Below are 12038 nucleotides of genomic sequence, written 5' to 3'. Positions count from 1 at the left end.
GAACGGTACGGGCCGCACTGGATGCTCGGGACGCGTATCCCACCGATCCAGGAGTGTTCATGTCCGTTCCCCCGAGCACGGAATCAGTTGTTTCCGTGCGTGGTTCCCGCCGACTCGGCGAACGTCTCGGCACGGCCGGTGCCGTACTGGGTGCCGGGTTCATCATGTCCGTCGGCGGCGGTTATCTGCTCGCCCCCCAGCGAATGGCCTCGGAGTTCGGCCTCACCGACTGGCCGCACGGCGAGACCGACGGCTTCCTGAATGTCAAGGGCGTCCGCGATGTGGTCACCGGCCTGATCGTGCTCGCCCTGCTCGCGGCCGGGCAGCGCCGCGCTGCCGGCGTCGCCCTACTCACCATCGCCCTCATCCCCACCGGTGACATGCTCACTATCCTGGTGCGCCGCGGCTCCACCGCCACCGCCCTGAGCGTGCACGGCCTCACCGCCAGCTTGGTGGCCGCCACCGGCGCGCTGCTGCTGCGCCGTGAAAACCGTTGAGCGCCCGATGAAGACACTGGTCAATACCGCTCATATCTACATGATCATCGGCCTGATCTCCGGGTTCTACTACCGCGAGATCACCAAGATCGAACATTTCACCGGGCAGTCGCAGCTCGGTGTCGTGCACACCCACGTGCTGGCGCTGGGCATGCTGTTCTTCCTCATCGTGCTGGCCTTGGAGAAGCAGTTCACGCTCAGCGCCCGGAAAAGCCTGTACGGCTGGTTCTTCTGGCTGTACAACATCGGCCTGGCCATCACCGTCGCGGCCATGACGCTGCACGGCACCCTCACCGTGCTGGGCAAGAGCAGTGGTGAGGCGATCGCGCTCGGCGCGGGTGTGGGCCACATCCTGCTGACCGCCGGGCTGATCCTCTTCTTCATCACGCTCGGCAAATCCATCGACGACAGCCGAACACCGTGCACCGCAGCGGTATTCGCCGAACAGGAGGCATCGTGAACACCGGCCAGGACAGCGCGCTGTGGACGCGGGACGCGGTCTCGCTCGCGGCGCTGATCGCCGAGGGCGCGGTCACCGCGGCCCAGGTCGTCGAGGCGCATCTCGAGCGCATCGAGCAGGTCGATTCCGAAATCGGCGCGCTCACCACGGTATTCGCCGAGGCCGCGCGTGCGGCGGCGGCCGCGGCCGACCGCGGGGTGCCGACCGGGCCGCTACACGGGGTTCCGGTCACCGTCAAGAACAACCTCGATGTCGCGGGCAGCCCGACCACCTGGGGCGTGGCGGGCTTCGGACAGGCCGTCGCGACAGCGGATGCACCCGCGGTGTCCGCATTACGGCGAGCCGGGGCGATCGTCATCGGGCGAACGAACATGCCGGACTTCGCCACTCGCTGGCACACCGACAACGACGAGGCGGGCCCGACGGTGAATCCGTGGTACCCGACCCGCAGCCCGGGCGGTTCCAGCGGCGGTGACGCCGCCGCGGTAGCGGCGGGCATGACACCCCTCGGCCTGGGCACCGACTTCGGCGGTTCACTCCGGATACCCGCCGCGTTCTGTGGAGTCGCCTCCCTGCGCACCACGCCCGGCCGGGTGGCGGTGGCCTCGAGCCTGCCCGGTGCCGCACCCGCACCGACAAACCAATTGTTCGCGGCACCAGGGCCGTTGGCGCGCACCGTGCGCGATCTGACGACCGCCTTCGAGGTCCTCAGCGACAGCGCTGACGTGCGCGATCCCGGATGGATTCCGGTGCGTGACGCGACCGATACCGCCCTGCCCGCGGTCGCCGTCACGCTCGGTGACGATATCGATCCGCAGGTGCGGGCCGCGGTGCTCGGCTGCGCCGACGCCCTCGAACGCGCGGGATATCCGGTAGCCCAACTGGATCCGCCGCAATTGGGCGAGGTGGCGGCGGACTACGGCCGATTGGTCTCCACCGAGGTGGTGGTCCAGCGCCGCGAGGCCATGCGGCGAATCGGCAGCGCCGGGCTGAACACCTTCATAGACGCGGCGATCGACCTGTTCCCGCCGCTGGATCTGGCGGGCTACATGACCGCGCTGGGTGAGCGCCTCACCCGCCGCGCGGCCTGGTCCCGCTTCCTCGCGGAGCACCCGATCGTGCTCGGCCCGGTCTCGACCGAATTGCCCTGGCCGGTCGGCTACGACCTCGGCGGCACCGCACAGGTCGCGACCATGTATGCGGCGCACGGCCTCACGATCGCCGCCAATTACCTGGCCCTGCCCGCGGTCACGGTCCCCGCGGGCGTCTCGGCCGAGGGTCTTCCGATCGGGGTCCAGTTGATCACCGCCCCATTCGCCGAGCGCCGCGCGCTGACTGCCGCCGCCCATATCGAAGTGGCCTTTCCGATGCCCACACCCATCTCCCCGGCGACCGACCCGACCACACGGCACCCTGCCCCGAGCCAGGCTTCGCCCGGTGTCTCGGGCGCGACGCGGTGAGTGTTTCTCAGCGAAGGGAATCCAGATGTCACACAACACATTGCGATCCGCCGTGCGCGGACGAGTACTGCTGCCGGGCGACGCGGAGTTCGATACCGCACGGACACCGTGGAATCTGAATATCGACCAGCCGGTCGCGGCGGTCGTGCACGTCGAAGACGCGGACGATATGGCCGCCGTGGTGGGCTACGCGCGCGACGCCGGTCTGTCGGTGACCGCTCAGCCCAACGGCCACGGCGCTTCCGGTGATACCGCCGGCGCCATCCTGGTGCGCACGCGTCGGCTCGATCGGGTCGAGGTGGATCCGGTGCGGCGACGTGCCCGCGTCGGTGCCGGAACCAATTGGGGCCAGGTGCTGGCGGCGGCCGCCAAGCACGGCTTGACCGGGCTGGCCGGAAGCTCCCCGGTGGTCAGCGTTGTCGGCTATACCCTCGGTGGCGGATTGTCGTGGTTCGGCCGCAAATACGGTTGGGCGGCCGACAGCGTCCGGGCTTTCGACATCGTCGATGCCGACGGTCATCAGGCCCGGGTCACCGCGGCATCCGACCCGGAGCTGTTCTGGGCATTATGTGGCGGCGGCGGGGATTTCGCACTGGTGACGGCAATGGAGTTCGATCTGTTCGCGGCTCCGGCCCTGTTCGGTGGCCTGATCGCCTGGCCGGCCGAGCAGACGGAGGCGGTCCGTGATGCCTTCCAGGACATCACCGTTCACGCACCGGCCGAGCTCACGGTCTGGCTCAATCGGCTGGAGCTGCCGCAGGCACGCCCGATGATCGCGATCGCCGCCACTTACCTGGGCGAACCAGCGCGCGGACGGGAACTGCTGCGACAGCTGGACACGATCGACGGCATCCTCGCGGACACGCGCCGGGAATTGTCCCCGGCCGAGTTGGGCACCATCGTCAACGAGCCCACCGCGCCAGGCCCCGGACTGCTGCGAACGGAGCTGCTGACCGTATTGGACGAGACCGCCGCCGAGATTCTGCTGCACGCGCCGATCGATCCGCTGATGGGTATCCAGCTCCGGCAGTTGGGAGGTGCGCTCGCCGAGCCCACCCGAGGCGCGGTTCCGCCGTTCGCGGAGCCCTACGCACTGTCTCTGCAGGCCACCGGCTCGGACCCCGACACCGTTGCCGCGGTCCACGCGACTCAGAAGCGCATCATCGCCGATCTGGGCGCGCGAGTCAGCGGCCGCAAGCCGTACACCGTCCTGTCCCCCGGCGACAGTGTCGCAGAGGTTTTCGACACCGGCACCTTGGACCGGCTGCGAAAGCTCGAGCGGGCCCGCGACCCACACGGCGTATTCCGCGCCAACTTCCCGATTCCCCACTGAACCTTCGGTTTCGAGCCCGAGGTCAGGCACCTGCGCCCAGCGCTGCCCCGCCGATCGTGATCGGCGGGGCAGCGCTGGGCCTGCCGATCGGCTGTCGCAACCTCGACACCCTCACCAGCAAGGATGCCCGATTGCGATGAGATAGCTATCAAGCGGCATGTGCGCCAAAGCTTTGCCCTGAAATGCGATATTGTCCGAAGACAAGAAGATAGCCGGGAGCGATCCCATTCAGTGCCGTTCGTCTGCGAATGTCGAAAATCGGAACGAATGGAAGTGTGGTGAAGATCAAGAAGCTCCTGGCGACCGCGATCTTGGCGATCGCGGCCACCGGCACCACAACCGTCATGGCCAACGGTCAGGCGGGGGTGGTCTCGGATGTCACCGTCGGCGCGAACGCCGGTCCCGTCGCCTACACCACCGCCCTCGCCGCCGATCGCACCAGCGCGCTGGTGCGGCTGGCCTCCGGCAGATTCACCCTCGGCCCCGACGCGGTCACGGTGACCGCGGACGACGGCACCGTCGTCGGCACCATTCCGACGACATTGCAGGCCCAGACCGGGCAGACGTTCGACCTCACGCCGACGCTGGACAACACCGGCACGGAACTGACGCTGACTCCGGCGTCGGCCCCCGTGCCCGGGCTGCACCAGGCACAGGGAAACTTCGCCGTCGTCGAGGTCGGCGAGATGATCGGTTGTGTCATCGGCATTCTGATCGGAATCTGGTTCTTCCTGGTGGGTGCCATCATCGGCTGTGCGGTCGGTGCGATCATCGGCCAGTTCATCGCCTAGTTCGATTTGCCGATGACCAGCAGTTTTCGGTGTTGCAGGAGGTTGGCGTACTGGTCGACACCCCCTCCGGACACCAGCTGCAGCACTCCGAGCAATGTCACACCCGACACCGGAGTTCCCAGACGCTCACTCAGATGCACCAGACAACACTGCCGAGGGGGAAACACCACGTAGCTGATCCGAATGATCCGTCGACCGGAGCAATGGAGGACGCCGTAGGCGCGGCGACCGTCGAATCGGCAATGGCTGCGGGCGCCGCGAGCACGAGCAGGGGCGCGGCAATGGCAGTCGCGACCAGGGTTTTGACGATATTGCTGGACATTTCGCTTCCTTACAACGAGCTTTGTTTCGTCCGTGTAGGAGGCCGCGCTGCCGAGCTACCGGACTGGGCTGCGAGTGCGTTACGTGCCGAATCGACTTTGCGACACGCGATTCGCTACTTGGTGAAGTATCTGATGCGTCCCGATAGAGAAACGCGCATTCGACTGGCCGACAGCTGCAACATCGACCGGCCGGACAAGACGTCATCCGGATCGCGGAAGGCGTCAAAGACAGTTTACCGCTGGCTACCGTATTCACGAACGCAGCCGCAGTGTTCGGTTACCTCACCCGGTCAGTGTTCTTCGGTTTGATCCGCTGTCCAAGCCGCGATCTGAGCGCGGGAGTTGAATCCGAGCTTGGTCAGGATATGTTCGACATGACCTTCGGCCGTGCGCTGCGCGATCACCAGCTCGGCAGCGATTTGCTTGTTGGTGAGTCCTTGGGCGATGAGGGCGGCGACCTGCCGCTCGCGTTTGGTCAATTTCGCGGGGGCGCCCGCCGCGGCGGCCGCATCGGCGGGTTGTACCCCGAGCGCATACGCGATAGCGGCATCCATACTCATCTCCCCGCCTTCCCGAAAGGCACCATCGAATCTGCGAGTGCCGAGGGTTTGACGTGTCGTCCGCTCGCATTCCTCGTGAAAGCGCGACATATTCCGCAGGACGGCCCGCACACTGCTGCCCACCAGCCATTTTCCCTGGGCTGCCCCCATCAGCACGGCCGCGCGCTCGGTATCGCCCTGGTCGGCGGTAGTCCAGGCCAGCGCCTCGAGGCTGAATGCGGTGAACACCGGACTATTCGGCCGTCGGTTGATTCGTAATGCCGCCTCGAGCAACCGTTGGGCACGGTCCCGTTCGCCTTGCAGCCATGCGGAAACGCCCAAGCCACGCAACGCGGCAGAGCGATAGAGCAATTCGCCCTGCGCTTCGGTGATGGTAAGTACTCGGCGGTAATGCTCGGTCGCTGGAACCATGTGGCCGCGCAGTTCGTATGACCAGGCGAGAATGGTCAGAGCACTGATGTAGAGCTCTCCGGTCTGGTTCGAGCCGAGCAGGTCGACAGCTCGTTCCAGGGCGGAGGATGCGTCGGCCGCTGCGCCGCTGGCAAGTGCGGTGATGCCGGTAGCGTAGGCGAGCTGTCCCTGGATGGCAGGGGTAGATGCCTGTTGAGCGAGCCGTCGCCCCTCCTCCAGCAGGGCGGCGGTGGCTGGGAAATCCCCCTGTGGCGCAGCAACCTCGCAGGCGGCGCGTAGCGCACCGATGCGGTCGGGTATCGATTGCGCGCCGGGGTGGGCGAGTACGCGGTCGAGCCAGGTTCGGCCTTCCCCGTACATTCCGCGAAGGATCCAGAATTCGTGCAGCGCGGCGGCGATTCGCAGCCCGGCCGCAGCCGCCTCGTCGGTGTCCTCGGAAAGGCAGCATTCGAGCGCCTCGCGCAGGTTGGGGAGTTCGCGCTCGAGGCGGGCGATCCAGTAGGGCTGCCGGTCACTGATCCACCCGGCCTGGGCGTCCAGCGCCAATTGCTGGTACCAGTCGCGGTGCCGTCGGCGCAGCTCCGTGTCTTCGCCGGACTCTCGCAGCTTTTGCCGACCGTAGTCACGCATTGTCTCGAGCATTCGGAATCGGACGATGGTGTCCGATTCCTCCCGGATCAGAATCGACTTGTCCACCAGGGCGGACAGCACATCGAGCGAGCTGTGCGGCGCAAGGCCGACACCGCATACCTGTTCCACGGCGTCGAGTTCGCAACTCACGGCGAACACCGACAGCCGGGCCCACAGCCGCTGTTCGTCCGGGGCACACAACTCATAGCCCCAGTCGACACACCATCGCAGCGTCTGCTGCCGGGTCGGCGCGGTACGACTGCCACGGGTGAGCAGCGCGTACCGATCATCGAGGCGTTGCAGAATCTGCTCGGGTGACATCGCACGCATCCGAGCCGCCGCCAGTTCGATCGCCAGCGGCAACCCATCCAGCCGAGCGCAGATCCGGGTCACGGCAGCCTTGTTGTGCTCGTCGAGTTCGAAGCCGGGCACGGCTGCAGCGGCGCGATCGGCGAACAGCGTCACCGCATCGAAACGGGGCAGCCTCGTCAGCGCCGGCTCCCGGTCCTGATCCGGAACCGTCAACGGCGCCACCCGCAGCACCGCCTCCCCCGCGATATTCAACGCTTCCCGGCTGGTGGCGAGAATCCGCAGCTCCGGGCAGGTCCGCAGCAACGCCTCGGTCAACTTCGCCACGGCTTCCACCATGTGCTCGCAGTTGTCCAGAACGAGCAATATTTCCCGCGCGCCCAGAAATTTGACCAGAACATCGCGCAAAGGACCGGGCGCCGCGTCCCGCAAACCGAGGGTAGCCGCGACGACATCGACCAGCAGCGCGGCATCGGAGACCTCGGCCAGTTCGACCAACCACACTCCGTCGGCGAAATCCCGCCGCGCTTGCGATGCGGCCCGTAGCGCGAGCCGCGTCTTGCCGACACCGCCGACTCCGGTGAAGGTGATCAGCCGGGACGTGGAAAGCAGATTTTTTACCGCCGACAACTCGGTGCGTCGGCCGACAAAACTAGTCAGCTCGAACGGCAGATTGCCACCACTGCCCTCGGCGCCCGCGGCCGACGAGCGCCGTCCCTCCACCGCTGGCTCCCGGTCCCGATGCTCGACAATCGAATCCGACTGTCGGCCCGCCTCACCAACCGCGACACCCTGGCGCTGCTGCACCTGTCGAACGCTCTCCCCCACACCCGCCGCAGAAGGACGTTCGTCAGGGTCGCGGCTCATCGCGGCACCACTACCGACACATCGTCGGGGATGCCACTGTCCCGGAGGTCCGGCATCGGTTGGGCGGTGATCCGCGGAAACTGTGTCCCGTTCTCACCCCTACGACGCCGGAACGCGGTATGGCCGGTCAGCGCGCAGAACAGGGTCGCGCCGAGCGCGTACACATCCGCGGCCGCCGTTCGATCCAGCGCGACCTGACAGCAGCGATCTACCACCCCGAAACCGCCGCGGCCGAGCTCCACCGCATCCTCGAAACCGGCCGCGGCCAACTCCGCCATGGTGGTCGTTGCCACCTCATGGTGTGTGCGAAGCGGATCGTCCTGGGTCATCGGCCGAGTGCGATCCCACCGACATGTCTTCGGTCACCGGGCAACATGCGCTTACCTTTCGCCAATGTTCAGCGTATCGCCGACAAAGGCGAGGCCCGGGTCGCGCCTCCACCATCGATTCAACCAAGCCAGCCGGTTTCGATCCGGCGGACAAGGAACAAGCTGAGGTCTACTTCGGCGGCGGGACTACAGGGGTGAGGAGCAGCCGTCCTGTGGCTCCGACGCCTTCTTCGAGTCCGCGCTCGGTCATACGGCGGAGCATGCTGTTGTTGCGTTGCATCCAGAGCGACTGCGTCGTTGCCCAGGCCGCGTCCCTGGCGTGGGCGATGCTGAAGCTGCACAGGATGTGCTTCATCGTCTCGGCATCCTTGGTGGTCAGCCGGAGCAACTTGGGCTCGTATTCCGCGCGCACCTCGGCCTCGACCCGTGCCAGCAGCTCATTGACCTTCAGATAGTCGGCGTGCACCGGTTTGGTGTCGGGCGTGGTGGACCGCTCCTTGCAGGTCATCACGACTGCCATCGCCAAATCGTGGTTGATGTGGGCATTCATGCCCGCCAACGCGAACTGGAGTGGCCACACGGTGCGGTTGGACCGGGAATCGAAGACCGGCTGCCAGACCGGATTCGGCCATCTGCCGTCCTTGTCGGCGTCGATCGCATCGAAATACAGTTGCGCGAACACCACATCGAGGCGTTCGACGAATTCGGGGTCGGCGAAGAATCCCGCGGTGATCTGTTGACCGACCAATTCGGTGACGCGCAAATACATGTTGTTGAAGCACGCGACGCCGTCGCGCGGATCGAGCTCGTCCTTGATGTCGTGCATTCGCCGGATGACCTCGGCGACGGGACCGGGAATTTGAACCGTTGTCACGATCTCCTCCTCTGCAGTCCTCGGCACGGCGGGGTTGCTGCCGGCACGTTGAACAGGTACTGGAGGGTTGATCCGCCCGTCGCTTCGGTTTGCTGAGATTGGTTGGCTTCCACCGGCTTCTCGCCGGGCCTGACCGAACCCTTCCACCTACCACGGTATCGCTGGGCGAACGACCATGAGCAGCAACGGATTACTTCGGACAAACATCATGGAATCAGTTCCGGACAGTCGGACGGGTGTCGGTACTCATTTCGTTGTGGCTTTCACCGGATGGTCGGTGCCGACGTCGGTGATCTTCCAGCCCGCACTCTTGTTCACGGTGACTTTGTAGGCCACGGTGGTCATCCCGCCTCCGGGCGTCTGAACACTGGTGGAGCTGACGGTGAGGTAGACGTTCACCACGTAGACGCCAGCGTCATGCCACTGACATTACTTCTAAGTAAGGTAACTCAGAAGTAATCTGACTTGAGAGTAAGTTAAGATTTTCCTGTGTAGGCCATGAGATCGGTTGCGATGCCCGGAAAGGTAGTTTGCCCGAGACAGTTCATGGCTACAGCTAGGAGGATGCCGGTGCCGAGGACGCCACCGGCTCATGATCGGGGCTGGAGACTAGCCCGCGGGAAATGCAGTCCGCCGCTTACCTCGGCCGACTGCCACGACAGCGGAAGGAACCAGACACATGCTGATGCTCACCCCCAATGCCATCGAGGCAGTTCGCACCATCACCTCCGCGGACGGTACGCCGACGGATGCCGGGCTGCGGATCTCCACGACGGATGGCGCGGAGACGATGTCACTCGCGATCGCCGCGGGACCGGCCGAGCAGGACCAGGTCCTGACCGCGGAAGGGTCACGGATCTTCCTGGACGAGCAAGCCGCGGCCTTCCTGGACGACAAGATCCTCGACACCGAACTGGACCCGAACGGCCAGGGCACCTTCGTCCTCGCCCAGCAGGACCAAAGCACGACCGGCCGGTAGTCCGGATCGGGGGATCAGAACCGGCTAATTCTGCGGGAAGCCCCAGCAGGGGTAATCGCGGCCGGCATCAACGAGGCCGACGCTCTGCGGCGTGCGGCAGATGACGTGCGGTTTGTGGCGATAATCCACAACCAAGTGCAGCGTCGCCGCCTTCTCACCGGTAAACGTCTGATGGCATTGGGAACAATGGCACACATTGTGCGCGCTCAAAGGCCACCAGCAGTGACACCCCCGGCATTTCACCGTCTCCGGCGATCTCGTCTTCATGATCACTCACCCACTCGCGCAACCCGGATGCTTTCCACCATCATCCGCGGCCGTACCCGCAGGATAGACCGTCACAGCGCTCAGGTATCAATTCGTGTCGATGGCCGACCGAGATCTCGCTGGGCCACCCCCTGAGGGCAGCCCGTTCCGTGCTCCGTCAGCTCTCGTAACCGATTGCGGCGCTGCGTACTCGGTTGACGTAGACGGTGGAGTGGTTGTAAGCCAGGATGGCTTGCCGCCAGCCATGGGCGGTGGCCAGGTCACCGCCTGCCGCGCACAGGTAGCGGCCCGCAGCCAGCGCCGCATCGTCGATGTTGTCGGGGCTACCCGAAAGATCGCTGGTGGCAGCGGGTTTGCCGGTCTCCAAGGTTTTGGTGAGGGTGCTGTAGTCGGTGCCGACGCGCACACCCCAGCGTTTCCAGGTGTCAGGGATGAACTGAAACGGTCCCATGGCGCGGACATACACCGTGCGCCCGGCTCTGGTCGAGGCGTTGGGGTCGACGATCAGGGCATTGCCGCCGGTGCCGTTCAAGGCGATTCCGCGGATCGGTGGCCGCACCAGACCATCGGCCGCGATGGTGGCACCGCCGAATCGGGCGTGATCGCTTTCCACACGGGCGATCCCAGCCAGGGTGACCCAGCCGAGATGGCACGTCGGCTGTGCCTTCGCCATGGCCACCGTCGCATATCCGTAAGCCTGCAACGCACGCACCGGGATCCCGTATTTTCCGGCTCGCACTCGAGCCCAGTCACCGAGCTGATCGAGCGGGTGATCGACCGCGTCGAGCCGAATCGCCGGTACCGGCTCACCCGCACGGGGCGGCAACGGATCGGATGCACCACCACATCCCGCGAGGATTGTCGCTACCGCTGCCACGAGCAGCGCCGTGGGCACTGTGATCACGCCGCGACCGCGCGGGCCGGGCGGATAGGAATTCGTCATCGTCCCTCGAAATTCACTGTTGCAGTGGGTCTTCCAATGCGGGCCGCTCGCTATTCGGTGCGCAGGGGTGGCGACGTTTTCGCGGTCACCTTCGTGGGCTTGGGCGCGGTCGAGTGATGCGGAGTCGTGGTCGGTGGATGCGCGATCGTCGGCTGGGACGGTGGCGGTACCGGCTTGCTCTGGGTCGTCTTCGTGATTGTGGTCGTCATCGGAATGCGTTGGGCCGATGTGGTTGTCGTCTTGCCGGACGGCGTGGTTGTCCTGGCGCTGGTCGATGTCGCCGTCCTGCCGATAGCCGTCGTGGTTGTCGGGAAGACCGATGTTGTCGTGGTGCCGGTGATCGTTGCCGTGTCGGTCGGCGGCGTCGTTTCGGTCGGCGCGGGGCTCGTCGAGACAATGGTGGTGCTGGAGGGGGCGACGATCACCGGAACGGTGGTTGCGGTGATCGGATCCGGGGTGGGTACCACGCCGGGCTGACTCATGTCCGATCGAGGGGCGGCCTGCACCGAGAAACTGGCACTCGCGCTGACAGAAACACTGGGGGCTGTGGTCGAGGCCGCGGAGTCGGGTGGCGTCGTGCCCGGATCGCTCGTGGTGGTGTCGGTCGACTCGCCGGTGGTCGTTTCGGTCGCGGCGTCCGCCTCGCTGCCCGCCGTTGCGGTGTCATCCGGAACGGGCACGTCATTCGGCGTCTCCGAGTTATCGGCAACGTCGCTGATCGGCCCGATCTCGGTGGTCGTATCCGCGGTGCTCGACGTCTCGGAGACCTCCGACGACGCCAAGACATTGCCTGCCTTTTCGTTTCGCCTCGAATCCGCGGCTGCCACCGCTCCGATAACGAGTGCGATCAGCACAGCGGCAGCCGCGGCATAGGGCAGGTGCCGGCGCACATCTCCGGCCGCGAGATGCGACAAGCGCTTACGAAGATCGAGAAACCTGGTGGACGGCCCGGAATCCGGGGATACGGAACTGTCGTCGGATAAATCGTCGCCGAAATCAACGGCA

Annotated in this window: 14 protein-coding genes; 8 read left to right on the top strand and 6 right to left on the bottom strand. The window is 65.7% G+C overall.

Annotation, left to right across the window (positions count from 1 at the left end; all coding sequences use genetic code 11):
* Nucleotides 1-59 precede the first annotated feature (59 nt).
* From ACQPZ2_RS15840 to ACQPZ2_RS15820, 5 genes are all read left to right on the top strand, one after another.
* The gene (locus ACQPZ2_RS15840; protein WP_433526251.1) at nucleotides 60-497 is read left to right on the top strand and encodes a DUF4267 domain-containing protein; all 438 of its coding nucleotides are present in this window, start codon (nucleotides 60-62) and stop codon (nucleotides 495-497) included.
* Nucleotides 498-504: 7 nt separating this feature from the next.
* Complete coding sequence (locus tag ACQPZ2_RS15835; protein ID WP_433526250.1) at nucleotides 505-957, top strand: DUF2871 domain-containing protein; 453 nt, start codon at nucleotides 505-507, stop codon at nucleotides 955-957.
* The gene (locus ACQPZ2_RS15830) at nucleotides 954-2417 is read left to right on the top strand and encodes an amidase family protein (RefSeq protein WP_433526249.1); all 1464 of its coding nucleotides are present in this window, start codon (nucleotides 954-956) and stop codon (nucleotides 2415-2417) included. Before ACQPZ2_RS15835 ends, ACQPZ2_RS15830 begins: the two co-directional genes overlap by 4 nt.
* Nucleotides 2418-2442: 25 nt before the next feature.
* Nucleotides 2443-3750 (top strand): FAD-binding oxidoreductase, encoded by a 1308-nt coding sequence (locus ACQPZ2_RS15825; RefSeq protein ID WP_433526248.1) that lies wholly within the window; start codon nucleotides 2443-2445, stop codon nucleotides 3748-3750.
* Between the two features lie 278 nt (nucleotides 3751-4028).
* Nucleotides 4029-4541 (top strand): hypothetical protein, encoded by a 513-nt coding sequence (locus ACQPZ2_RS15820; protein ID WP_433526247.1) that lies wholly within the window; start codon nucleotides 4029-4031, stop codon nucleotides 4539-4541.
* A 130-nt stretch (nucleotides 4542-4671) separates the two neighbouring features.
* Here the strand turns inward: ACQPZ2_RS15820 and ACQPZ2_RS15815 are convergent, their stop codons facing one another.
* The 4 genes from ACQPZ2_RS15815 to ACQPZ2_RS15800 form a co-directional block, all read right to left on the bottom strand.
* Entirely contained in the window at nucleotides 4672-4863 is a 192-nt protein-coding gene (locus tag ACQPZ2_RS15815) for a hypothetical protein (protein ID WP_433526246.1), read from the bottom strand.
* Nucleotides 4864-5154: 291 nt separating this feature from the next.
* The gene (locus ACQPZ2_RS15810) at nucleotides 5155-7641 is read right to left on the bottom strand and encodes an ATP-binding protein (protein WP_433526245.1); all 2487 of its coding nucleotides are present in this window, start codon (nucleotides 7639-7641) and stop codon (nucleotides 5155-5157) included.
* Nucleotides 7638-7934, bottom strand: coding sequence for a hypothetical protein (locus tag ACQPZ2_RS15805; protein WP_433526244.1), 297 nt, complete (start codon nucleotides 7932-7934; stop codon nucleotides 7638-7640). The genes ACQPZ2_RS15810 and ACQPZ2_RS15805 overlap by 4 nt, the downstream gene beginning before the upstream one ends.
* Before the next feature lie 205 nt (nucleotides 7935-8139).
* On the bottom strand, nucleotides 8140-8844 hold the full coding sequence (locus ACQPZ2_RS15800; protein ID WP_433526243.1) for a DUF5995 family protein: 705 nt from the start codon (nucleotides 8842-8844) through the stop codon (nucleotides 8140-8142).
* A gap of 679 nt (nucleotides 8845-9523) precedes the next feature.
* Between ACQPZ2_RS15800 and ACQPZ2_RS15795 the strand changes: the two genes are divergently transcribed.
* Nucleotides 9524-9823: a hypothetical protein gene (locus ACQPZ2_RS15795; protein WP_063038619.1), complete on the top strand. Its 300-nt coding sequence runs from the start codon at nucleotides 9524-9526 to the stop codon at nucleotides 9821-9823.
* Nucleotides 9824-9847: 24 nt separating this feature from the next.
* Here ACQPZ2_RS15795 and ACQPZ2_RS15790 read toward each other — a convergent pair whose 3' ends face one another.
* Nucleotides 9848-10090 carry a hypothetical protein gene (locus tag ACQPZ2_RS15790; protein WP_433526242.1) on the bottom strand — a complete coding sequence of 81 codons (243 nt, stop codon included), beginning with the start codon at nucleotides 10088-10090 and terminating at the stop codon, nucleotides 9848-9850.
* A gap of 157 nt (nucleotides 10091-10247) precedes the next feature.
* A complete protein-coding gene (locus ACQPZ2_RS15785; protein ID WP_433526241.1) occupies nucleotides 10248-11033 on the bottom strand; it encodes a murein transglycosylase in 786 nt (261 codons plus the stop codon).
* A gap of 126 nt (nucleotides 11034-11159) precedes the next feature.
* Between ACQPZ2_RS15785 and ACQPZ2_RS15780 the strand changes: the two genes are divergently transcribed.
* Nucleotides 11160-11510 carry a hypothetical protein gene (locus ACQPZ2_RS15780; RefSeq protein ID WP_433526240.1) on the top strand — a complete coding sequence of 117 codons (351 nt, stop codon included), beginning with the start codon at nucleotides 11160-11162 and terminating at the stop codon, nucleotides 11508-11510.
* Between the two features lie 3 nt (nucleotides 11511-11513).
* The gene (locus ACQPZ2_RS15775) at nucleotides 11514-11906 is read left to right on the top strand and encodes a hypothetical protein (protein ID WP_433526239.1); all 393 of its coding nucleotides are present in this window, start codon (nucleotides 11514-11516) and stop codon (nucleotides 11904-11906) included.
* Nucleotides 11907-12038: the final 132 nt, after the last annotated feature.

Origin of the sequence: Nocardia pseudovaccinii, assembly GCF_050942345.1 — a bacterium.
GTDB lineage: Bacteria > Actinomycetota > Actinomycetes > Mycobacteriales > Mycobacteriaceae > Nocardia > Nocardia pseudovaccinii.
This window is presented reverse-complemented; position numbering and strand designations above follow the sequence as displayed.

Coding starts and splice junctions, on each gene's coding strand:
- ACQPZ2_RS15840 (WP_433526251.1), top strand. CDS start 60: ATGTCCGTTCCCCCGAGCACGGAATCAGTTGTTTCCGTGCGTGGTTCC.
- ACQPZ2_RS15835 (WP_433526250.1), top strand. CDS start 505: ATGAAGACACTGGTCAATACCGCTCATATCTACATGATCATCGGCCTG.
- ACQPZ2_RS15825 (WP_433526248.1), top strand. CDS start 2,443: ATGTCACACAACACATTGCGATCCGCCGTGCGCGGACGAGTACTGCTG.
- ACQPZ2_RS15815 (WP_433526246.1), bottom strand. CDS start 4,863: ATGTCCAGCAATATCGTCAAAACCCTGGTCGCGACTGCCATTGCCGCG.
- ACQPZ2_RS15810 (WP_433526245.1), bottom strand. CDS start 7,641: ATGAGCCGCGACCCTGACGAACGTCCTTCTGCGGCGGGTGTGGGGGAG.
- ACQPZ2_RS15795 (WP_063038619.1), top strand. CDS start 9,524: ATGCTGATGCTCACCCCCAATGCCATCGAGGCAGTTCGCACCATCACC.
- ACQPZ2_RS15790 (WP_433526242.1), bottom strand. CDS start 10,090: ATGAAGACGAGATCGCCGGAGACGGTGAAATGCCGGGGGTGTCACTGC.
- ACQPZ2_RS15785 (WP_433526241.1), bottom strand. CDS start 11,033: ATGACGAATTCCTATCCGCCCGGCCCGCGCGGTCGCGGCGTGATCACA.
- ACQPZ2_RS15775 (WP_433526239.1), top strand. CDS start 11,514: ATGTCCGATCGAGGGGCGGCCTGCACCGAGAAACTGGCACTCGCGCTG.